Here is a 22353-nt window from a genome sequence, read left to right on the forward strand (position 1 = left end):
CTTAGGTATAGTGAATGACTTTCCGTTAACTTTTAACGTGATTGCTATAGGGAACCTAAGAAATGGGGTTATCAAAATGATCCCGGATGAAAACTTGTATTGTGGTCTGGGGCCAACATCAGCTCAAGCGGAGCTGCAGCGCACTCGAACGTTAGAAGAATTGGGGTTGCTGGAATCTAGCAATGTGCCCATTTTTGAAGAGGCAACGCAAACGGCTGCCCATTTTCTGAATTCACCCATTTGCGTTCTGGGTATTCTCACTCGCGATCGGGTATGGTTTAAGTCTGCTGTGGGGCTGTCTCGCATTGGCCTAATGAATAACTTAGCTACGTCGCGCCAGATTGCTCGAACAGAGGCATTCTGTCCCCGTGTGGTGGTGGAGCAGCGCGTTCTTGCCATTGCCGATGCCATTGCCGACCCTCTCTTTTCCAAAACCCTGCTGGTGCAGCGCTACGGCATTCGCTCCTATCTTGGTGTACCGCTGGTGACCGCCACTGGTCAATGCATCGGCACGCTGGCGGTAATGGGGCTGAACCCGCGCACCTTTTCCGACCAAGATATAGCGTTTTTGGAGTTGATCGCCCGTTGGAGTATGAGCGAGTTTGAACGCAACCATCTCCAACAGCTCCAGCAGCTTCCCCCACCTGCGCCCGCTCTGGATACAACGCTAGCTCCTAGCGCTGTCAAAGCGAGTCTACTGTCGCAAATGGCCCAGGAACTCTGTACTCCCTTAACCTCTATCCTGGGAATGGCAAAGGTTTTGAGTCAGGGCATCTACGGCCCTCTATCCGATAAGCAGCAGGAATACCTCCAGATCATTCATAACAGCGGTCAATATTTGCTCACGCTTGTGAATGAACTCGTAGAGCTAGGTTCACTGGATGAGCAGAGTCCAAACCTCAACCTCAATCCGATTGACATTGAGATGTTGTGCCAACAGGCTATTAGTACCCTGAACCAAACGGCTCAACGCCGCGAACAGCAAATTCAGTTGAGCGTCGAGCCAGGAAATCGCATCTGGGTATTGGATAAGGACAAAGTGCGGCAAATGCTTTATCACCTGGTTTTTAGTGTGATTCAAGCCTCTAGTTCCGACAGCGTCATCCGGATTCATGTCTCTCGCAAACAGAACGCTTTGCACCTCTCGGTTTGGGCTTCCCATCCTTGGCTGGGCGATGGTCTGCCTCAGGTCGCGCTAGCGTTACACCCGCCCGATCCGGAGACCGATATCGCCCTCGTCAGTACGGAACCCACAGGCTGGACAGCTCTGCCCGCTTGGGACCATCCAGAAACCTGGGACACTCCTACCCTCAGCACCGAATCCAAGCCTTCTCAGCCAGCCGATTCTCGTCAAAGTCTGGGGCTAATGCTGAGTCAGCAGTTGGCACAGCTGCATGCGGGGGATATCGTGATTCAAGGCTCGGCAGAAGAAGGCTACCGCTACGTGATTCGCCTCCCCCAGCTCAAACCGGGTACAGAGCCAATCTCCCATCAGCAGCTTTGAGGTCTGCATTCCTTTGGTTCCCCTTGACACCGCTCGCTCGCTTTGTCTACATCAGGCAGAGAGCGAGTTTTTGTTTGATTTAATCACTTGAAATACCTTGAGTAGACTGAAAATCAAGCAATCGAGCCAAACCGATCTGCGAAATAGACCATTCCTCTAAGGCAACACGCTATTCTTTTAAAGTGAAGCGCTAGGACAGAGCTTCTACTTGCTTCAATCTGGTCTGAGTCATTTAGCGCCAACTTTTAAGAGGCACCTATGCCAAGATCTCAACGCAACGATAACTTTATCGATAAATCTTTTACGGTAATGGCAGATCTGATCCTCAAACTGCTGCCGACCAGCTACACGGCTAAACAAGCCTTTGCCTATTATCGAGATGGTATGTCTGCCCAAGCCGATGGCGAATACGCTGAAGCTTTGGCCAACTACGAAGAGGCTCTGACGCTGGAAAACGATCCACGCGACCGCAGCTTTATTCTCTACAACATGGGCCTAATCTACGCCAGCAATGGCGACCACGACAAAGCATTGGAGCTGTATCACCAAGCCCTAGAGCTGAATCCCGGCATGCCCCAGTCGCTCAACAACATTGCGGTAATTTACCACTATTTGGGCGAACAGGCCCAAGAAGCTGGCAAGAGCGAAGAGGCTGACTCCTACTTTGACAAAGCCGCCGACTACTGGCAACGAGCCATTCGCTTAGCGCCCAATAACTACATCGAAGCCCAAAACTGGCTCAAAACGACTGGACGGGCCAAGCTAGATGCTTTCTTCTAAAGAGTTTTGAGTTTAAGCTTTGAGTTTTGAGTTGATTAAAGTGTAGTTTGATTGTAGTAGTTGGTCTGGGAGAAGGCAGCAATCAATTGGTTTAGAAGTGTTTAATTCCCTTACCACTTCAACACTTAAAACTCAAAGTCACTTTTTAACTCAAAACTCAAAGTTACCTTTCCGCTTAACTCAAAACTTAAAATTCAAAACTCAAAACTTTTACTTCTATGAAACTTTTACTTCTATGATCGATCGCGAACAAGTCCGTAAAGTTGCTCACCTTGCCCGTTTGGAACTAACTCCTGAAGAAGAGGAGCGGTTTACTACACAACTGGGCAGCATTCTAGATTACTTTGAGCTGCTAAGTGAACTCGATACTGAAACGGTGTCACCTACAGCCCGAGCGATTGATGTCAGTAATGTGACCCGTCCAGACCAATTGGACCCCTACGGCAATCGTGATCTGATCCTTGACAGCGCTCCAGAACAGGAAGAGACTTCCCAAGGCGAATTTTTTAAGGTGCCGCAAATTATGGGCGGTGGAGAGTAGTCCAGTATTGGCAATTTTGCTGGAACCGCTAGATTTACCTCTATTGCAGCATTAGTTGAATTAAGTCAACCCGCCTAGCGGGTTTTGTTTTATGGGCCGACTGCAAATTGACTTTAGTCTAAGCAATTGCTGGAAAAGCATCTAAGTAGGTGGGCGCAATGATTGAGAAGACGCATTTCGACTCCGCTCAATGCGCAACTTTTCGGGAAGCAGAGGGTTGAGCGGAGTCGAGACCTGGCATTGTGGAGCGAAGATCAATTTAGCCTACCTACTTACACCGAAAGTATAGTAAGTTTTCTACAGCGTTTTTCACTCATGTGAGGGGATTCGACGCGAGCGCACTGCCCCCCATGGGGCCAGAAAAATCAGCCGAGCGGTGGGGGCAGGGGCACTGCACTCCGTTTTTCGTATTTCACTAGCCTGAAAAAGGCTGTATGCTTGCAGATCAATTAGCAAAGTAACTAATAAATTCATTCGAAATTAATGATCTGATTCTCATAAAATCCTTTTCTGTTGTTTGTTTCAGATCACATTGCTACTGCCATTTTCTAACTGCTCTTTCTAAAAGTAGAGTGTTTATTTAAACTATTCAACCGCTTTTACAGTCTTAGTTATGGTTCGAGTACCTTATTCAAACAGTTCAATCCATCAATCGGTGGCTCTGGCGGTGGCTCTGGAAACGTCAGTCTCTGGTCGCTCTAAACTGAGCAATTCTCTGCTTGAAACTCGTTCCAGCACAAGCCGTTCAGCATCATCAGTTGTAGATCGAACAATCAAGTTGACCCGCAATATGAGCTTTCAAGCCGCCGCTGCCAGTGGGGCAGCTCGGATCACTGTAGGGCGAATGACGCTATTCATTGGCACCAATCAAGTAACCAAACTCAACCAGGATCCAATTGTGCTAGCGTATGAGGGCAGTAGGCTGAAGTGGGCCAACACCAAGTATGAAACGACCGGGGCTGATGGTCGAGGCTACGGCTTGTTCTACAACGGCAAGCAGCTGTATGCCGCCTTTAGCGTCGATGGGACTCAGGGACAGCCGAACCAGGACTTTCGCCGAGTGAGCGGAGGAGCTACTCAACCGTGGTTGCGCAGCTATGGAAACGGAGGCGGCCCCAAGGTTGCGGTAGTCGCCCGGTTAGATCCAGCTAACGGCAAGCTGCTATCAGCGGTTTACTTGTCAGCCATTAATAACGGCAAAAGCAACAGCTTTGTGGTGAAGGGCATGAACATGAGTGGTAACAACCTGTGGGTGAATGGCCTGTCCTACTTTGCCCCCCGCAAGCTAGACGGCGCTCCGATGCAGCAAATTGATCAAACAAAGAAGTCTCCCTTTAGCTACAACATCACGTTGACTCCAGACTTGAAGACAGCGCTGAGGGTGAGTGCAGTGGGTTGGCGAGTATAGAGATGGAGAATACTGAGGTAGGCTCAGTTATGCCTACTAGCTATACTCAGTTACGTTAACCATGCCTATAACTAGCTTTTAGCGATCCGTTAGTTAGCTTTGCATCATCACTTGCACTCTGGCATGCTGTAGTCCTGGTTGCTGTATCGCTGTTAATGTCTTGTTTAGCATGTATTTTTGATTAATCGAGGACATCAACTCGGCAATGTTGTGTTTGCTGGCCACACCCCAGAGATCAGCAACCAGATCGAGTGAGCCATTAGGATTGCGAGACCAACCTATATCGTAGCCACCCTCTAGCACAGCCACAACGTCAGCCTGAATGCGTTGACATCCAGCACCGCGAACTTCAGTGTTGGTTTGGACTGTGATGCCCAACTCTCGCAGGCATGTTTTCAATAGCTCAATATCGGTGAGTTTGCTACGTAGCGTTTGAAAATGAGACATGAGTTCCTCCAAGGATGATTCTGAAGAATTGAGAGTTGCATACTGAAGTTGGGCTAACTGTCCACTGGTTTAGAACAGCCAGTTTAGAACAGCCAGCCCAACTTGGCTGCATATGGTGCACGTACAGTAGTAGATACGGGAGAGATAATAGGCTGATTAATGATTTATCAGCACGTCAGGTCTGGATTGAAATTGGAATGGTGTTTTAGTAGGACACGAGATGCAGAATATCACGCACCACGCTAAAACCAGCGATGTCCCACAGCAAATAGGCCAAGAAGCCAATCATCGCTAGACGGCCATTCCACAGTTCAGCTTGAGGATTCCAACCGAACCGAAATGCATTGCGGTCGATGCCATTATATTCACGCGCGACAGGAGGCAGATCGGTGGTAGGACGGGTTTCAGGAGTAGTAGCCATCGTGCAATTTCCTTAACGAAACTTCATGCTTTTATGGTAGTGACCAGATCCCAGCTCATGGTCTATCGCGGGGCGCATGTTTTCAAGAATCGAAAGGAGGAGCCGCATTACTCGACATCCAAAACCAATGTAAGGATGAACACTTATACCAATTCTTAGTTTTAAGTTTTGGCTTCCGGTGAGTCAGCCGAACCGAGTTTTGAGTTTTGAATTACGGAAGCTGCATACCGCAACCCATCGAATGCTGTAATCTGTAGCCCGATTAAAGGGAAATGGTATTACAGCCTTTTTCAGGCTAGTGAAGTACGAAAAACGGGCGCAGTGCCCTCACCCCTCACCCCTCACCCCTCACCCCTCACCCCTCACCCCTCACATGAGTAAAAAACGCTGTAGTTCAATTCGCGGTTCGGACTTTGTAATTTGAAACACGGACGCCGCAACGATTTATGGCATCTAGTATGTGTTCTAAGCTTTATTGCAAATAGCCCTGATAGCGTGTTTGAAGCTGTTCTGTACTCAAGTTCTGTGTCCAATACTCGGTTAGGGACTGGCCTAAGGCAGTGGCACTGCGATCGGGTGGGGCAGAGGTGTCTAGTAACAACGGCCAGAGGGCATTTAGGTCAAAGGCTCGGTCTGGCTTCAGCAGTGAAAACAGGTCATAGGCCATTTGGAGCCGACCAATGACTAGCGGCAACTGCTCGACCGGAATTTTTTCAGCTAACACATAGGCGAGGGTAGGGGAACCAGTCGCCAAGGTGGAAATAAACGCCAGCACCGGACTTTTGAGTAGTGCGGTCAGCCCTTGGGTCGTGGTCATTTGAAAGCGGTAGTGGTCGATGATTTTGCTGGCTGCTACCGAGCGCGCATCCAAATCGCGCAGAAAGCGAGCTAACCGAATTTGCTTGGCCGGGGCAATTGCTTCTACGAGCGCTAGCGACAGCACATCAGCTCCCCATGCGGCTCGCCCTGATTGGGAATCGCTCGTCACCAGCGGCAATACCCGGTCACAGTACTCGCCTAGAGCTTGCGCTCGGTATTGGGTGGCTTCCCGGATTGCCACTTCTTTGGGACGGTTGCCCCACTGCCAGTCATAAGGCGGCTGCCATTCTCGCACCGGACGTAGCCGATCAACCTGGGTAACAATCGCAATTACCGGCAGGTCCGATAGGTCAGACAGATCAGACAGATTAGATAGGTCCGTTTTGATGTCTCGGAGAAAATCTGCGTCCATTTGTAGGGCCGGATCCAGCGCCGGAGTCACCAGTAGCAGCAAATCTGCAGTGGCAGCGTACTCCAATACCTGCTGGCGAAAGTTCTCGCGATCGACCTGTTCGTATCCAGGCGTATCCCACAGCGTCAACGATTCACCTGTTGCCGTTTGCCACTGATAGCTTTGGATCTGGTCCGTACTGGGCAACACATCTACCGCCGCCAGATCCGCCTCAAACAAGGTATTGATCACACTGCTTTTACCAGCTCCGGTGCGTCCTACCAATAAAATACTGACTGGCTGCTGCTCCACGGTTTCGACGGGTTCGGCTTGGGTCAAAATTTCCCGTAGGGTTTGAGTTTGAGGATTGGTTAACGTGGGAGGTGCTGAAGTTAGGCTGGGTAGGGTGCCGCTGTAGAGCAGAGTGGCTTGCCGACCGAGATTGCGCAGAGCGGCTTCCCGCAATGACTGCCCTAGATTCACCAGCAATTGCTGATTGGCTTGATCGCTGTAGCGCTGACTGGCCTGCCTCGCCGCCGCCGCGGCTGGATTAAACACCCATTGCGCCCAATTCCAGACCTGCCAAAGCTTGCGAGCTGAAGGTTCCAACTGGCGATACACTTCATAGGCTTGATAGCCTTGCCCCACCGTCACCTGATTCAGTACTGGCGATAGCTTCTGCATCCACAGATCCATGTCGTCTACCGTACCGCGAATCAGCCCATAGGCTTGAGGAATGTAGATATTCAGCAGGGGATACTTCACCTCCGGATGGTAAATATGGGCAACGGCAGTCACCACTTCCTTGCAGCGCCTCCAAAAGATGGACCAGTCTTCCCAAAGGGGCGGGTCGGCTTGAGCAGCCATCAAAATTGTTTCTAATGCTGTCTCGGTCCGACGAGCGGCATCTCCGGCTACCGGCTGATTGGCATCGGTTAACGCTTCTATTTCGGCATTGGCTTGGCTGATCGCCTCCTCAATCTGTTTGATGGCGGGCTGAGTCCAGCGCACTAGCAGCCAGCGCCAACCGACCAGCAGTAAGGTAAATACTGCCCAGATCCAGTTCAATCGCCACTCGTGAATTTGGGTACCTGCTGCTACTAACAAAAACCCGACGACTAGAACAATTGGCGTTGCTAGGACGATCCACTGCCACTGTTTTAACCGCACCATCGCTCTCCACCTCTCTGGCGAGTAACCCTGCTATATGGGTTGAGGTTGCTTAGATAATAGCAGTAACCTGAGTATGATTCGATGTTGCTTGCTTTTGGTTGGCTCAGCATGTGACTCAGCCTGGAGTCGAACTGCCTCATGTTTATGATTTTGAAACGTTTTCAGAAACGTTTTCAGAAACGCTTGTGAAGTGTGTGGAGGTACGTGAGGGAACGTCTTTGACGACGAAAGCGATTGCGCTAATGGCGCGAAACAATCTGCCAAACTATGTCTACATTAGATGTGGAAACCTGCAACGTTTCTGTGTATGGAATGTATGATTACAGATGAGTCAGAAATAAGCTTAACCTCACTACTGCCTATAAAAACTTCTTTGACAAAAGAGCCGGGTTTCCTAAGTTCAAGTCAAAGAAGTATCGGCAGTCGATTCAGTATCCGCAAAAGGTTCAGGTTGTCTCCGATTCACTATGACTCGATATTGACATCTCTAGAGCAGATTTTCAACGATTGAAAGGCTATCTGCTCAGCGCAACTTCCTTCATGACATCCCGCCCCTTCTACCCGCCCAAACTGAACCCACGGCTTGTCAAACTGCTGCAAACCGTAGCTCCTAAGCTGGTGCGCTGGTTCTATAAGCTGGAGCTAGTGATTAGCACCGAACCCAAGGTCCAGCTCTCTATGCTGCGGCAAAATCCCTGTTTGCTGCTGTGTAACCACCCCACCTTTGACGATCCGGTCGTGATGTTTTTGTTTTCCAGTGTGGTGCAGCAACCGTTCTACTATTTGGCTGCCTACGAGCGGTTCCAGGGGTTGGAAGGATGGCTTTTGCAGCGGATTGGGGCCTATTCGATCCGCCGCGGACAGGCTGACCGCGACAGTGTGGTGCAAACATTGAAGCTGCTGATGCAGCCCGACTGTAAGCTGGTGATTTTCCCAGAAGGCGGCTGCTCGTTTCAAAACGATACGGTGATGCCCTTTCGGCCCGGAGCAGTGCAAATGGCGCTGCAAGCCCTATCTAAACAGGCCAAGCAGGGCACAGTGCGAGACTTCTACATCGTGCCGATCAGCCTCAAATACCGCTACATTGGCCATGTCGCGCCTCTGATTGAGCAGAGCCTAAACCGATTGGAGCAGGCATTGGATTTGCCTAAAACAGGCGATTCCTACAGTCGCTTGCGGAGCATAGCGGCGGCAGTGCTACAACGGTTTGAGCAGGAATATGGGCTGGAACCCAGTGAAACCGATTGGAATCAGCGAATCACAGCGCTCAAGTCCCAAATTTTGCAGCGATGTGAGCAACGATTGCGGCTTACCCCAGCCCCCAACGAACCAAATCGGGAGCGAGTTTACCGGATTCAGCATATTCTGGAAACTCGGTATAGCAGCGATGATAGCGCCAACAGCCTCTTGAGCGACGGTGGCGACGAATGGGAAGTGATGCGCAAAGCGATTACCCGCATGCTCAACTTTGATGCGATCTACGACGGCTATGTCGCCGAACGTCCCACTCCGGAGCGGTTTTTGGACACCCTGACCCGTTTGGAACGCGAGGTGTTCAACATTGACCAGCCAGCCGCCAAAGGCCACCGTCAGGCGTTATTGCGAGTCGGGCAACCGCTTAATCTGCGTCCCTATCTGGCCGAGTATGGCCGGAATCGCACTGGCACAGTTACAACCTTAACGCAGCAACTGCAGCAGACGATGCAGAGGAATCTGGATATTCTTTCCGAGGCTACTTCAAGAGATATTTCATGGTGATGCGGACTAGCGGATTGTCGGGCGAAAACTCGAAGACGGCTTTCTGAAACGGCGGTGCCCCTTTCCAGATCGGCGGATTACCAGAGAAGCCAATTCCTTCTTTCGGAATCCCCAAGGCATTGCAGTTCAGCTTGCCGTCCATGTTTTCGTCGTGGTGGGCTGCGACTGCATACCAACCAAACGGCAAATCCTCAAACATCACCTCGCAGGGCAGTTGCGTAATCGCAAAACAGCCAGACCGCACGGCTCGATCGGGATTACTCGGGTAGCCCTCTGGACTGTTGAACAGCGCTACACAAACCACGCCCTGACGATTGCGGAAATCCGTCAGTTCAATGGTGAGGGTGGCCGATTGGACGAGGGTGGAAGAAGCGGCATTAGCGGCGTGGGGAGACTGCACGGCATAACTCCAGAGTGGTGATACACAACGTTATACCTCAACTGGGGACTGGCTGGACGATGCAACACTATAGTTTCCTTCTGAATCGATTTCGCTTTGCCCCAGCAGGCTTTCGCCGGTGATCAAGCGGGCACCCCGATTGCGCGTGAAGTAGTTCCACATCCACTGAATCATCACCACCAGCTTGTTATCAAACTCAATCAGGTAGTAGATATGGGCAAAGATCCAGATGAACCAGGCAATAAAGCCGCTGAACTTCATCGAGCGCAGCGTCACTACTGCTTCGTTCTGACCAATTACTGCCAGACTGCCCGCATCATCATACTGGAACGCCGACAGCGCCTCGCCCTTGAGCCGATGCCGAATCAGTTTGGCCACATACTTGCCTTGCTGCACGGCCACCGGAGCCACGCCGGGTAGGGGCTGGCCTCCCTGATGGGCAAAGTGGGCCAAATCCCCGACCACAAAAATATTCGGGTGGCCCGGAATGCTCAGATCCGGCTCCACCATCACCCGCCCCACCCGGTCTAGTTCGGCTCCGGTGCGTTGCTCCAGCACCTTGCCCATAGTCGATGCCTTCACACCTGCGGCCCAGAGAATTGTACGAGCCGGAATTTGCTGCACCTCATCACCCCGCTTCACGGTGACAATGTGTTTGTCGATGTTCGTCACCAGCGATTGGGTTTGTACCGTTACCCCTAAGCGAGCCAATGCCTGAGCCGCCTTCTCCGAGAGTTCCGGCGGGTAGGGGGGCAGCACCCGGTCTAAGCCTTCGATCAGCAGAATTTTGGTTTCGGTGGTGTCGATATTGCGGAAGTCGGATTTCAGCGTGTTAAAGGCGAGTTCGGCAATCGCGCCAGCTAGTTCCACCCCAGTCGGACCGCCGCCAACAATCACAAAGGTCAACCAGGCTTGGCGCTTGGCAGGATCGGTTTCTTTCTCCGCCGCTTCAAAGGCGACAAAAATCCGCCGTCGCATCTCTAAGGCATCTTCGACAGTTTTGAGTCCAGGAGCGGTGGGCTTCCAGTGGTCGTTTCCGAAGTAGTGATGGCTGACGCCGGTAGCTACGATCAGCGTATCGTAGTCAATTTGGCGATTGCGCAGCATTACTCTTTGCTGGGCTGGGTCAATATCGGTGACTTCGTCCATCAGCACCTTGACGTTGCGGTACCTGCTGAGGATGCCGCGCAAGGGCGAAGAAATGTCAGCTGGCGAGAGGGTCCCCGTTGCTACCTGATACAGCAGGGGTTGGAACAGGTGAAAATTGCGCTTGTCGATCAGGGTGACATGCGCTTCGGATTTTCCCAGTTCCTTGGCGGCATAAAGTCCCCCAAAGCCGCCGCCAACAATCACTATGCGGTGTGCGGGTTGAGTCTGATTCGCCATGCTCGAACGCTCCTTAGAAGGCAGTCACAGAAAAGCAGTTACAGAAAAGTGGTTACAGAAAAGTGGTTACAGAAAAGTAATCACAGAGACGGTATTCCCCTGTAGCTTAACTTAGGTTCCCCAAATTCCAGGTAGCTAGTGCTACGGGGATCAGAGATCCTCACCAAACTTTTGCATCGTCTGTATCAACTGTTCAATTTCGGCCTCGGTGGTGAAATAGTGCACACAGGCACGAACGCAAGTAGGGTCGAGAATGGTGCGCAGCAGGAAGCCCTGCCGTTCTAAAAACTGCACTAGCTGCTCGTGTTGCTTGGGGCTGTGGTCGCCGATTTGAAAGGAAACAAGTCCCGATTCGGGCGGGGCCATGCGCAAACAGGTGACAAACGTCAAGTCGTTTAGCCGTTTCCACAGATAACCGCTTAGCTTCAGGATCTGCTGGTAACGCTCTGTAGCGCTGCCCCATGCTTGATGGGTTGCCATCGCCGCTCTCAGGGCTGGATACAACGCATAGTCTGAAGTTGCCACTTCATAGCGACTGCCATCCGGCTGCCATCCGGTGGGTTGTCCGGTCGCGGTTTTGGTAATACTGCGCCACCCGATAAAGGTCGGATGCAACTGATCCCGCACCTGCGCCGCGACGTATAGCCCGCCCACTCCCGCCGGACCGCAGAGCCACTTATGTCCGGTAAAGGCATAGAAATCCACATCCCAGGCATCCAAATCTAGCGGCAACATGCCCACCGATTGGGCCGCATCGACCAAAACCCGCACCGGCTGGGGCTGAGCCGTATGACAAACCTGCATGATTTCTGGCAAGGGCAACACCTGACCTGTATTCCAAAGCACATGGCTAATTACCAGTAGCCGAGTAGTTGGACGCAAGTGTTCTGCAATCACCGCCACCGGATCGCCCTGATTCAGGGTTGCCATCAGCGGGCAGGTGCTCACCTCGACCCCAAACCGGCGGCTAATTTCGGCGGCGGTTGCCACCACACCCGGATGCTCGCAGTCGGACAGCAGTAAATGATCGCCGGCCTGCCACTCGATGCCCCAAAGGGCAATGTTGCAACCCACCGTCACATCTTCGGTCAGCGTGATCGTGCTGGCAGGCACTCCTAGCTCGCTGGCGATCGCCTGCCGCATCTGCTGGCTTTCCCGCGTCACCCATTGGTTTACTTCGCTGGAGAATGGTCCAGCCTGCTGCATATACTCATGCGCTTGCTGCATTGCGGTGATGGCGCTAGTTGGCATCGTGCCTTGGCCACCGTAGTTGAAGTAGGCTTTGTTGGCTAAGGCTGGAAACTGCTGGCGATGCTGGTCGATAGAGAGGGTGGAGAGGGTCATGAAGTCGAGATCCAAACAAGTCAAGATGCGCTTGAATTGTAACAATTGTTCGCAGATCTCACTGCTGTCTACCAAGCTGTGGAAGATACAGCACGAATTTCAGTTCTCCAATCGTAGTCGAGCAGCAGTGTTTTGGCTTTGTGTCAGGAATGCGTCGAGCAGCGGTTGACCAAAGCGCAACAGCGACTGTACCACGTCTTCGCTAGCGGTTTCGGGTGAACCGGCATCAAACGGAGGAGCAGGATTGTACTCCATCATCAGTTGAGTCATCTTCGCCATCTGTTCACCGCAAAGTAAGCTCAGCAGCGTTAAGCCAAAATCAATCCCTGAGGTGACACCTGCTCCTGTGACGCGATTGCGGTCAATCACAACCCGTTGAGGCACCACGTCTACTCCCAGCATGGCCAACTGTTCTCGAAAGGCCCAGTGACAGGTTGCTTGATAGCCTTGCAATAACCCAGCCGCCGCTAGGATCAGCGAACCAGTGCATACGCTAGTCACATATTGGGCAGTTGCACTCTGCTGTTGCAGGAAGCCCAACGTTTCTGCATCCTGCATGATTGCGGTTTGGCCCATCCCACCACCAGGAACACAAAGCACATCCAGCAATGGGCAATCTGCAAACGTTGTGGTTGGCATCAGAGATAACCCTTCGTTGCTGGTAATTTTAGACCGTGTCTTCCAAATCAAATGAATTTGAGTGTTGGGTGGAAAAGCTAGAACTTGATAAGCCCCCATTACATCGAGCTGAATCACGCCTGGATAAATCAAGAAGCCGATTTGCAGTTGAGTCATATTTTTCTAGTGCCTGTTGCTTCCGGTTCTGTATCGTGAAACGATTGTAGGGAAAGCTTTCAAGCTCAAATAGTCCTCAACTGGGTACACTTTTTAATAGCTTTTGGCACCGTGATGACTCATGCGTTTCATGGTTTATTGCAGGCGATAGCGACTGCCTCCACCGAACAGGCATTGCGATTGCGATTTATGGATCAGGTCAGCGAATGCTTTGGCGTGCAGCGCTGGGGAATTTACTTGTTTAATGATAAGAATCGCTTAGCAAGTTTTGATGTCATAGGAGTCTCTGAAGCGTTTGTAGAGCAGTATGAACGGATCGGTCGAGCGGTTGATCCAGTTTTGCAGTATGTAATGGCAAATCATGCTCCCGCCCACGAAGAGTTGGTGTTGCCAATGGGGGAATGGAAACGCAGTGCCCTCTATCAAACCTGTTGCGCAACGCACAACCACGAACATATTATGACAGGACCGATTGTGGGCCGGGGTCAATTGATTGGCACAGTCCAGTTTGCGCGCATAGGCGATACACCAGCATTCAACCCTAATGATGTGGTCCGCTTAAGTGCAGTCTGCCTGCATCTGTCTGCTAGTTTGGCTGAGTTGCGCAACCCATTCTTGGTGCCTCCCAATCCTCTCTTGCAACGTCTGACGCCGCGAGAAATGCAAATCGCCAATCTGGTGGCTAAAGGACTAACCAATGCAGAAATCGGCAAGGACTTATGGATCACCGAAAATTCGGTCAAACAAGCGTTGAAGCGAATGTTTCGAAAGGTAGAAGTTTCGAGCAGGACGGAGATGGTAGCCAAATTGCGAGACATGCCTCATGAGGTGACAGCAAAGCTGGAAAGCAAACCCAACCATAGAAACCCAATAATAGACAGAGGCAGCTGAATTGAACCGCAGGTGCGACAACCATCACCACAACTATCACCAAAGTGGTTGCATTGTCGGGCAAGGTCTCAGGGTTTAATCACGCTGCTGAATGTGGGCAATTGCTACTAGCAGAGCCTCCAGCATCACGTCGTAGCTAGCATCAGGGGAACGGTTGAGGGTCATGAGATCGGATTGTTCTCTGGTAATGAAGCCGTAGATGGCGGCGTTGACGAGTCGCATCACGTCAATCAGTGCGTCCTCGCCAAGATTGTAGAGACGCAGCGAGGCTTGGAACCAGCGCAATGAGGCTTGAATGATTTCGGCTTCTTCTGGGTCGGTGGGCCGCAGTTGGTAATGCATCATCACCGCATAGCGGGCTGGGTAGGTGTGGGCAAAGTTCCGAGTAGCCTTGGCTCCGGTTCGCAGTAGAGTTGCCGGATCGCTGATACCAGCCATTTGGTGCTGACAGTCGGCCAGATACTGTCGCCAAATTGCCAGGGCTACGGCTCGTTGCAGTCCGGCTTTGCCATTGAAGTGCTTGTAAATTGCCGGCGGTTGAATTCCCAAAGCTCGTGCGACTCGATTCACTCCCAACGCCGCTTCGCCTGCTTGGTCCAAACAAACTAAGGCGGCAGCAATTACGTCCTGCTGGGTGAGGGTATTCTCTTTGGTCGGACGACCCATAGACTTGAGGAGAACGGTTAAGCAGATTTTATATCAGTTCTTAGTTTTGAGTTTTGAGTTTTGGTGGCGGAGCCTGCGCGGAGCGCGTAGTTTTGTAGCTTGCTTCTGCAAAGCAGTATGATGGAAGCTGCATACCGCAACCCGTTGGACGGTGTAATCTGTAGCCCGATTAAAGGGAAATGGTATTACAGCACCAGAACAGGAGCAGAGATAGATCCCCGCTCCTATTAATTTTCTCCTGAATCTTCTCCGACTCGATTAGCCTTAGCGTACTGATTAAGAATCGAAGGATCGGGCAGGATTGGTTAGCGTTCCAGCACGGTCATGAATTTGCCCTTGGCAAAGGGAGCCGGAATAATTGGGGTGAACCTGGCTCGGTCCGGCACCATCTTGCGGACATAGAACTCGTTCATCTGATGAATCACCTGGTCGCGAGTACCGATAATCCAGATCTGCGCTCTATCGTCTCCATAGGTGTCATCAATGACGTTCAATGTTCATTAAATTCAGTGGTCATGTTGTGTAGCCTCGTTTGTTTGATTTCGGTAAAGAAATCGCTCAAGGCACATACCTGACTACAGGACGCATCAAACGAGGCTGCCTAGACGGTACCGCTGCACAGTACAATCAACACAGCCTTGCTCTCTGGCGCTAACAGAGAGTCAGGTGAGCTGATCCTTAAGTGTTGGTCGCACTTTTGGGTCAGCGCCCGAATCGCCTGCCTTGAGCGGCCTACTAGTCCTCTTCGGGTCCGAGAAAAACTAGTATCGCAAAGCATAAACCAAAGCATCGAGAAACACAAGCGTACAGCAGCAGTTGTTGCAGTTATTAACGTTGTTAACAAGTAGATGTTCAACTTCGATAAAACAATTCACAGACTCATCCCTTAACGAAACCACCAGCCTGCTACCAAAACTTTTCATTCAGCAGCGCATCGATCTCGTGGCTAAATTCCCACTGGTCAGGAAACTTAGCTTGCGGATAATCTTCTCGTACTATTGCTAACGCTTCTGACCACAATTTGGGAAACAGGGACGTTATGTCATTGCGTAAACTAGGCGATTGTTCAAGTAAATCACGTAACTGTTGCCGTTGTTCTCGAATCGTGATTTCCCAACCTCGATATCTGTTCGGCGATTCCACATAGATCCGCTTGAGCAGATGCGCTAGCAAGACTCTGAAGCGGCTTTTTAATTCTCGACGATCACGTCCTGCCAATCCTGCAATTTCCTCAATTAAACTATCGATATCAATTTCCTGAAAGCGGTCAGCTTTCAATTTCTGCACTGTATCATCGCACCAAGCTACTAAATCTTGCTCATATAGTAATCGTTGCGAGTTCGTTGTGTTTGCCACTTTGTTCTCCTAAATTGTTCTCCTAAATTGTGCTGCTAACATCAGCGCACCTGTAACGATCTCTGTTCCTTGGTTTAATCTTACTAGAATCGCTTTCCCTTTGCTGTAAGCATCTCCCGCCTGCTGCAGACCATTCAAACATTCACAAAACCCCAATTCATCCAACGGGTTGAGCAACATGAAAAGCAGAAACAAACGAGAGTTGGATGGTATCGCCCTGCTGTTCTAGCACCCGCCGCAGTCCGGCAAACAATCCCTGCTTTTGCTCTGGCTCTAATTGCAAATGAGGCGAATAGGTACTCAATAGCTGCAAATACTGATCCACCGAATAGATGACGTGGACCTCTATGTGTCCTCCAGCCAAATTCTGGAAGCAACCCGACTCGATGGCCATCTGTCCAAGCTGGTCCAGAATCGCGGCTTGGGTGGCGCTGTCCTCGTAGGTGCGATTCAGGGACGGTGCCCAGTCTTGGTAAACCGGCAAGAGCTGCTGATACACCTGGTAAGAAGGCTGGAGTTCCTTATTCCAGAGCAAAATCAGATGCCCATCTGGACGCAGAGCCGCTGCTGCTTTTGGATAGCCGACTTCTGGCGGAATCCAATGAAACGAACTAGCCGCCAGCACCGCATCAAAGGCGTGGCGCTCCAAGGTCCATTCTTCAAACGAGCAGTTTTGCAGCTCTACGTTGGGGTATGGCTCACAGGTCTGTTGGGCCAGCCGATAGAAATCGGGATTCGGTTCGACACAAACCATCCGGCTCCCAATTGCTGCAAACGCCGGCGTCGCAATCGCCGGACCACAGCCCACCTCCAATAGGGATGAGTCAGCCGAGAGTCGGGCAATTTGCGTCACCTGATCAATAACGGCTTGCGGATAGCGTGGTCTCACCTGGTAGTATGCCTCAGCCGCCGGCGAATACCAATGCCGCCGTTGTTCCAGGTCTTTGCCGTAGCACTGGTCAAGCAGGGTTTGTTTCAGGTCTTGCATGGATGGAGATTAGTTAATAGTATTAACTAAAAGTCGGTATGATTAATACTAGCTCTCCCCAGAGGCGGCAATCTTCACTCCTACCGTCCAATTCATCAGGAACGGCTCAGAAGTCCCAATTTTTGGGAATTTATTGGGAATTTAGGAGCTGGAGAAATCTGGGTATGCACAACCGATCATCCTAAAGGAAAACCCGTGAGTCAGCTTGTGTTTCAAACTGCGATCGAACTAGCCCAGATGATTCGTGCCCGCCAGGTTTCGGCGGTAGAAGTGGTGGAGGCTCATTTGGCTCAAATCGCCCAACACAACTCGCAGCTGAATGCGATCTGTACCCTGGATGCGGAAAATGCTCGTCTGAGAGCGCAGCAAGCCGATGAAGCTCTAGCCAGAGGAGAAATTTGGGGCGCGCTGCATGGAGTGCCGATCACAATCAAAGATATTTTTGAAACTACTGGACTGCGTACCACTGCCGGCTACATTCCCCTCAAAAATTACATCCCTCAACAGGACGCTACGGCGGCCGGCCGCCTGAAAGCGGCGGGAGCAGTGCTGTTGGGAAAAACCAACCTGGCCGAACTGGCCGCAGATTACCAGAGCACCAACTCCTTGTTTCCAAGAGTCAATAATCCCTGGAATCTCAACTACACGGCAGGTGGCAGTTCTGGCGGCAGTGCGGCGGCAGTTGCGGCAGGTTTCGCAGCGTTGGATCTGGGCAACGATATTGCCGGTTCGGTGCGGCAACCGGCTCATTTCTGCGGCGTGTATGGCCTCAAACCTACCGATCGCCGGATTTCGCTAGCTGGAACCATTCCGGAAGTCCCCGGTATGCCGATCTGTCTGCGGCAAATGATGACCGTGGGCTGCTTTGCGCGGTCGCTGGCCGATCTGCAACTTTGTTTTTCCCTAATTGCCGGTGCCGATCCGCGTCGTCCCGATGTGCCGCCGGTGCCGCTGGATACTCCTTCTGGCAAATCACTACAGCAACTCAAAATCGCCTGGAGTGAAGCATGGCAGGCGGTACCCGTCAGTCAGGAAACCCGCAAGGCGATGCAGACCGTGCGGCAACAGTTAGAGCAGGCCGGAGCCAGAATCGAGCCGTGGCAACCTGCGAATTTTGATCTGTCCGCCATTCTGAATCTCTACACCCGGATGGTGGCCTATATCAATAACTACGCCCAGCCGAAAGACCGCTACAACATCCGCCGCAGCTTAACGCTAATTCTCCGCACCGCCACCCAAGGCGACAAAGCACTCCGCCAACTGGGAAACTTCAGCAATTTCCTACCGGAGCTGCTCAACCCCAGCTTGAAGGGCTATTTCGAGGCGCTGACCGAACGCGACCAATGGATTGCCGCAATCGATACCGCCTTAGCCGCGTGGGATGTCTGGCTCTGTCCGGTGGCTGCTACTCCTGCCTTTCCCCATTGCCCCGCCTGGAGCGCGGTTGACATCGACGGCACCGCCTACCCGCACGGAATCGCCAACGGAGCCTACACAATGCCCTTCAACCTCAGCGGCCATCCAGCCGTCGTAATTCCAATCGCGCAAACATCAAACGGCTTACCAATCGGCATGCAAATCGTCGGGCAGCGCTGGCGCGAGATCGAGCTATTGGCGATTGCCCAGGAAATCGATCAGGTGCTTCAAGGATTCCGCCATCCACCCAGCTATTGACCTGCTCACTTCTCGACCTGCCAAATCCTCTAATTCGATAAACCAATTCGATAAACTGATCAGTGAATCTGATCAATTTATCTGACTCCAAATCTGACTCCAAATCTGCCAGATCTGCCAGAACTCACTGCAACTCCCTCACCCAACCGCTCCACCGTCAAATCACTCCCCATTCCACTCACCAACTACTCCCCATTCCACTCACCAACTACTCCCCCTCCACCCCCTACCCTCCACCCCCTACCCTTCTACCCCTCCACCCATGCCCTCCCCCCATCGCCTCCCCACAGATCCGCCTCGCTCGCCCCGGGAAACCCTGCCGACGATGTATGATTTGCCCAGCGAAGACCCTGAGGAGCCAGGATTGCCCGATATATTTCATGATCTGCAACCGCAACTGCTGAGTGCCACCCTGCAGTTGAAGGCTTATGCCCAAAGCGAAATCTTTACCGGTACCGACTTGAATCTTTACTACGATGTGCATCATCCGCTTTGGCATAAGCGACCGGATTGGTTTTTGGCCTTGGGCGTGCCCCGATTGTATGATGGCGTCGATTTGCGAGCTAGCTATGTGGTGTGGCAAGAGGGCGTGAATCCGTTTGTGGTGGTGGAGTTGCTTTCTCCCGGTACCGAAAAAGAGGACTTGGAGCCGTTTGCTGGTACCGAACCAAGCCTGGAAGACCTCACCGATGCGGATCAAAGCTCAGAGGCTGATTTCTCTGATCGTAGGACAGGAGCTACCGCTGAATCTGGCAATGGTCAGACCGGAAAAGCTTCTCCGCCTAGCAAATGGCAAGTCTACGAGCAAATTCTGCGAGTTCCCTACTATCTGGTGTTCAGTCGCTATACCAACCGGCTCCGCTGCTTCCAGTTAACGGGTGGCCATTATCAAGAACAGCTCTTAGCAGCAGACGATCCGCGAGTTTGGATCCCAGAATTGGAGCTGGGTTTGGGCCTCTGGCAGGGCGAGTACGACGGCATCAATCGCTTGTGGCTGCGCTGGTATGATGCTGCCGGCAACTGGGTGCCCACCGAAGCCGAACAAGCCCGCCTCGAAGTCGAGCAGCTTCGACTAGAAAATGCACGATTGGCAGAACGCCTGCGGCAGTTGGGTATCGATCCAGAGGAGATTTGATCCCCTAAAAGGCGACACGATTAGCCCTCTGCCTTGTTAGGATTGAGCCGTGATCATCCCATCAGCAATTAGCCTTTCATTGGTCTCGATCGACTGTCTGTATCTGCTCTGACAGCAAAAAAAGTGAGATTAATTTTTTGATCTCAACTTTACTAAGTACAGTTTTTGTCGGTGTACCAGCGAATCAAATCCTTGGCAAGCAGGCGGATCATGAAGGGTAGAGTTTTGAGGATTCGCTCGTGTTTGTTCAGCCCGTGGTGTGAAAATTCGTAGTAAAGCTGAAGTTGGGCAATTGGTCGAGGCACCTGATTAAAAGATTCCACTTTGCTGATGAGCTGTTCGTCATACCAGGGTAGATAGCCTTCCCGTTGTTTGGCTTTGGTGAGCTGGCGAACGGTTAGGACTTTTGAGTCCCACTGCTCACACAAACTTCTAAAGCTGTGGGATGCTAGCCACTTCTGTTGTTCTTTCTCCTTCCAGCTCTCCCATTCGGGGGGCTTGCCCAGTTGCTTGAACAGCCGGTTTCGATTGAGGCAGCGGCCCACGGCAACCCGCACATCAATCCATAGATAAAGGGCGCTCAATACCGATTGATCGCCAGTTCTAGCCCATTTCCAGCTATCACCGCTTTGGTATTTGACGCGGCCATAGCCTAGGCATCGCTGAATCCCCCGTAACGTGTGGTTGATCTTGATGCGCTTGCCGTCCTTGGTGATGGTGTGACTGATCAGTGCTCCTCGCTCTCCCATGAATTGCTCGATTGGATCGAGTGCTCCAACAATGGCGGCAATTTGGCGCTCATTAAATCGCCATTGCTCCCAGACTGAGCGAAACTCTTGAATTGGATCCAGGATTTCAGACAGAGCGCACTCTAGCTTAGATTCTCGCTCTTCTAGTTTGATGATGAACTCTAGGTCATCTCGTGAGAGCCAGGAAAGCCGCTCATCCTTCAACAGCTTTTGCCACTGGCGGGAGGGAGGTCGTCCCCAATCACGCTCATTCACCGTGAATTTGCAGCAGTCGGGGGCCTCTACTGCTAGCCGTGCCTTGAGCTGATTGATCAGTTTGGTGGTTTGATGTTGGCAGCTCAAGATTTGATGCCGTAGCTCTCGAATCCTGCTTCCACGGTCATTCAGCGACAGAAAGGCTTTGCTATTGCCGTTGTCTAGATGCATGGCTGCATAGCTGGCAATCGCGGCAGCATCCTCTTTGTCGCCTTTCGAGACCACTCCTCGATCGCGGGCATGATTGCGAACCCGCAGCCCAGATACAAGCAAAACCAACTTTCCAGCCGCATCTAAGTGCTCAACCCACCACCGATGATCGCGGCCAGTTGGCTCTAATGCGAACACTTCACCTAACTCCAGAATTTTCTTGAGTCCAGCTTCGGTAGCGAGCGCTTTGACAGGTTTGTATTTGCGGATGAATTCAGCGAGATCCGCGCTTGGAGAATAGGGGCAAGCAATCACATAACCACGCCCCACATCCAGCCCTATAATGAGGGCTGCTGGCTTCGATTCAGTTGTCATCTACGCTTCGTGTCCTGTTATCTTGTCAAGTCCCTCAACGAACGTTGGAGACTACTAGTTTTTTAAGTCAGCTAAATCGTAGTTATGGCGGGGCTTTTATACTTAGAAGTCCCTCTTTCCCGATGGCTTGAACCAAGGGAAATGAGACTTTTGTTACCTGAAACCCCGCAGACGGGAACGCTTCCCGCGATGGGTGGGGGTGGCGATTCTCGACCAGCCTAGTTGCGATCAATGCCCTCTCCCCTTACCGCTGGTTTGACCCATTTCGCCAGTGCGCTGCTGGCTCATCAGGCGGGTTAGTTAATCATTCAATTGGCCTCTTAGTCAACATTGAAATTACATCATTGAAGAGTTGAACCGCCTCATCCTCAACTCCGTTTCCCTCAAAATTAAACTCTAAGTATTCAATCACACTACTCAAGGCAGCAATCAGCTCGGCTGAGCTGCCGTAGGCATTGTTGGTGAGGGCATAGAGTATACCAGTTAATTCTCTTGCTGCGGCTCGTTCCCAAGTACGTTGAAGTGTCAGATCACTGTTCATGCTCATCGCTCCAAACAACACGGACCAGGGCCACTCTCAACAGCATCTGACGATACCGAATCGCGGCTTGCTCAGCATCAGCTCGATGGGAAAAGGTATCGAGGCAGCGGCTCTCTAAGGTGGGGTAGGTGGCGTAAACTTTCCAAGGTTTGTGCATAGGGTATTTCTCCGAGTAAAGGGCGATCAATCGGAGTGAGGGCCGCGATCGCCCATAGTTCGAGTTTGGTCAGGACGGGAATCTGCGGCTTTGCACCGCTAGCCATTGGTCCGTGCCTCACGGCTGCTCTGTAGCATGAGACCGTGACCTAGCCATTCCCCCAGGGGATACGAGCCGGTGGTACTCAGCGGTGCCTGCGGTGATTGACCGGCGGCAATCAGGGCAGTAGTGGGCATCGAGGCCGGGATA

The 22353-nt window shown here is 51.8% G+C and carries 23 protein-coding genes; 8 read left to right on the plus strand and 15 right to left on the minus strand.

Translation table 11 applies throughout. From position 1 onward, the window contains the following. The first annotated feature begins 184 nt into the window (after window positions 1-184). The 4 genes from HJG54_RS19485 (at window position 185) to HJG54_RS19500 (ending at window position 4233) form a co-directional block, all read left to right on the plus strand. Window positions 185-1504, plus strand: a complete 1320-nt coding sequence (locus HJG54_RS19485) for a GAF domain-containing sensor histidine kinase (protein ID WP_316430790.1) — start codon at window positions 185-187, stop codon at window positions 1502-1504. A gap of 258 nt (window positions 1505-1762) precedes the next feature. After that, window positions 1763-2284, plus strand: a complete 522-nt coding sequence (locus HJG54_RS19490) for a photosystem I assembly protein Ycf3 (RefSeq protein ID WP_316430791.1) — start codon at window positions 1763-1765, stop codon at window positions 2282-2284. A gap of 235 nt (window positions 2285-2519) precedes the next feature. Beyond that, window positions 2520-2825, plus strand: a complete 306-nt coding sequence (gatC, locus tag HJG54_RS19495) for an Asp-tRNA(Asn)/Glu-tRNA(Gln) amidotransferase subunit GatC (protein WP_316430793.1) — start codon at window positions 2520-2522, stop codon at window positions 2823-2825. A gap of 790 nt (window positions 2826-3615) precedes the next feature. Further along, window positions 3616-4233 (plus strand): hypothetical protein, encoded by a 618-nt coding sequence (locus HJG54_RS19500; protein ID WP_316430794.1) that lies wholly within the window; start codon window positions 3616-3618, stop codon window positions 4231-4233. A gap of 93 nt (window positions 4234-4326) precedes the next feature. Here HJG54_RS19500 and HJG54_RS19505 read toward each other — a convergent pair whose 3' ends face one another. The 3 genes from HJG54_RS19505 to HJG54_RS19515 all read right to left on the minus strand — a co-directional run bounded on the left by HJG54_RS19505 (window position 4327) and on the right by HJG54_RS19515 (window position 7484). Next, complete coding sequence (locus tag HJG54_RS19505) at window positions 4327-4680, minus strand: DUF1257 domain-containing protein (protein WP_316430795.1); 354 nt, start codon at window positions 4678-4680, stop codon at window positions 4327-4329. Window positions 4681-4885: 205 nt separating this feature from the next. After that, window positions 4886-5101, minus strand: coding sequence for a chlorophyll a/b-binding protein (locus tag HJG54_RS19510; RefSeq protein WP_036000192.1), 216 nt, complete (start codon window positions 5099-5101; stop codon window positions 4886-4888). A 472-nt stretch (window positions 5102-5573) separates the two neighbouring features. Beyond that, window positions 5574-7484: a GTPase family protein gene (locus tag HJG54_RS19515; RefSeq protein WP_316430797.1), complete on the minus strand. Its 1911-nt coding sequence runs from the start codon at window positions 7482-7484 to the stop codon at window positions 5574-5576. A 540-nt stretch (window positions 7485-8024) separates the two neighbouring features. Between HJG54_RS19515 and HJG54_RS19520 the strand changes: the two genes are divergently transcribed. Then, window positions 8025-9242 carry a 1-acyl-sn-glycerol-3-phosphate acyltransferase gene (locus HJG54_RS19520; protein ID WP_316430798.1) on the plus strand — a complete coding sequence of 406 codons (1218 nt, stop codon included), beginning with the start codon at window positions 8025-8027 and terminating at the stop codon, window positions 9240-9242. Here HJG54_RS19520 and HJG54_RS19525 read toward each other — a convergent pair. The 4 genes from HJG54_RS19525 to HJG54_RS19540 form a co-directional block, all read right to left on the minus strand. Further along, window positions 9217-9642: a DUF2141 domain-containing protein gene (locus HJG54_RS19525; protein ID WP_316430799.1), complete on the minus strand. Its 426-nt coding sequence runs from the start codon at window positions 9640-9642 to the stop codon at window positions 9217-9219. The two genes, HJG54_RS19520 and HJG54_RS19525, sit on opposite strands and share 26 nt — an antisense overlap. Before the next feature lie 30 nt (window positions 9643-9672). Then, entirely contained in the window at window positions 9673-11028 is a 1356-nt protein-coding gene (locus HJG54_RS19530; protein WP_316430801.1) for an NAD(P)/FAD-dependent oxidoreductase, read from the minus strand. A 150-nt stretch (window positions 11029-11178) separates the two neighbouring features. Then, window positions 11179-12372, minus strand: coding sequence for an aminotransferase class V-fold PLP-dependent enzyme (locus tag HJG54_RS19535; RefSeq protein ID WP_316430802.1), 1194 nt, complete (start codon window positions 12370-12372; stop codon window positions 11179-11181). A gap of 99 nt (window positions 12373-12471) precedes the next feature. Further along, window positions 12472-13167: a DJ-1/PfpI family protein gene (locus HJG54_RS19540; protein WP_316430804.1), complete on the minus strand. Its 696-nt coding sequence runs from the start codon at window positions 13165-13167 to the stop codon at window positions 12472-12474. A gap of 114 nt (window positions 13168-13281) precedes the next feature. On the opposite strand from HJG54_RS19540, the gene HJG54_RS19545 reads away from it, so the two are divergent. Then, window positions 13282-14058 carry a helix-turn-helix transcriptional regulator gene (locus HJG54_RS19545; protein WP_316430806.1) on the plus strand — a complete coding sequence of 259 codons (777 nt, stop codon included), beginning with the start codon at window positions 13282-13284 and terminating at the stop codon, window positions 14056-14058. A gap of 75 nt (window positions 14059-14133) precedes the next feature. Here HJG54_RS19545 and HJG54_RS19550 read toward each other — a convergent pair whose 3' ends face one another. The 4 genes from HJG54_RS19550 to HJG54_RS19565 all read right to left on the minus strand — a co-directional run bounded on the left by HJG54_RS19550 (window position 14134) and on the right by HJG54_RS19565 (window position 17068). Further along, window positions 14134-14724, minus strand: coding sequence for a TetR/AcrR family transcriptional regulator (locus tag HJG54_RS19550; RefSeq protein ID WP_316430808.1), 591 nt, complete (start codon window positions 14722-14724; stop codon window positions 14134-14136). A gap of 305 nt (window positions 14725-15029) precedes the next feature. Continuing rightward, window positions 15030-15218 (minus strand): hypothetical protein, encoded by a 189-nt coding sequence (locus HJG54_RS19555; protein ID WP_316430810.1) that lies wholly within the window; start codon window positions 15216-15218, stop codon window positions 15030-15032. Between the two features lie 412 nt (window positions 15219-15630). Continuing rightward, window positions 15631-16080 (minus strand): DUF29 domain-containing protein, encoded by a 450-nt coding sequence (locus HJG54_RS19560; RefSeq protein WP_316430811.1) that lies wholly within the window; start codon window positions 16078-16080, stop codon window positions 15631-15633. 157 nt (window positions 16081-16237) lie between these two features. Further along, window positions 16238-17068 carry a class I SAM-dependent methyltransferase gene (locus tag HJG54_RS19565; protein WP_316430812.1) on the minus strand — a complete coding sequence of 277 codons (831 nt, stop codon included), beginning with the start codon at window positions 17066-17068 and terminating at the stop codon, window positions 16238-16240. Between the two features lie 195 nt (window positions 17069-17263). Between HJG54_RS19565 and HJG54_RS19570 the strand changes: the two genes are divergently transcribed. Both HJG54_RS19570 and HJG54_RS19575 read left to right on the plus strand, forming a co-directional pair. Further along, window positions 17264-18742 (plus strand): amidase, encoded by a 1479-nt coding sequence (locus HJG54_RS19570; RefSeq protein ID WP_316430814.1) that lies wholly within the window; start codon window positions 17264-17266, stop codon window positions 18740-18742. Window positions 18743-19004: 262 nt separating this feature from the next. Continuing rightward, complete coding sequence (locus HJG54_RS19575) at window positions 19005-19877, plus strand: Uma2 family endonuclease (protein WP_316430816.1); 873 nt, start codon at window positions 19005-19007, stop codon at window positions 19875-19877. Window positions 19878-20029: 152 nt separating this feature from the next. Here HJG54_RS19575 and HJG54_RS19580 read toward each other — a convergent pair whose 3' ends face one another. The 4 genes from HJG54_RS19580 to HJG54_RS19595 all read right to left on the minus strand — a co-directional run bounded on the left by HJG54_RS19580 (window position 20030) and on the right by HJG54_RS19595 (window position 22340). Next, window positions 20030-21406 carry a hypothetical protein gene (locus HJG54_RS19580; RefSeq protein WP_316430818.1) on the minus strand — a complete coding sequence of 459 codons (1377 nt, stop codon included), beginning with the start codon at window positions 21404-21406 and terminating at the stop codon, window positions 20030-20032. Window positions 21407-21710: 304 nt separating this feature from the next. Continuing rightward, on the minus strand, window positions 21711-21947 hold the full coding sequence (locus HJG54_RS19585) for a hypothetical protein (protein WP_316430820.1): 237 nt from the start codon (window positions 21945-21947) through the stop codon (window positions 21711-21713). Next, window positions 21937-22104, minus strand: coding sequence for a hypothetical protein (locus HJG54_RS19590; protein ID WP_316430821.1), 168 nt, complete (start codon window positions 22102-22104; stop codon window positions 21937-21939). The genes HJG54_RS19585 and HJG54_RS19590 overlap by 11 nt, the downstream gene beginning before the upstream one ends. A gap of 98 nt (window positions 22105-22202) precedes the next feature. Beyond that, window positions 22203-22340: a hypothetical protein gene (locus HJG54_RS19595; protein WP_316430823.1), complete on the minus strand. Its 138-nt coding sequence runs from the start codon at window positions 22338-22340 to the stop codon at window positions 22203-22205. Window positions 22341-22353 lie beyond the last annotated feature (13 nt).

The organism is Leptolyngbya sp. NK1-12, assembly GCF_032598965.1.
Lineage (GTDB): Bacteria > Cyanobacteriota > Cyanobacteriia > Elainellales > Elainellaceae > Elainella.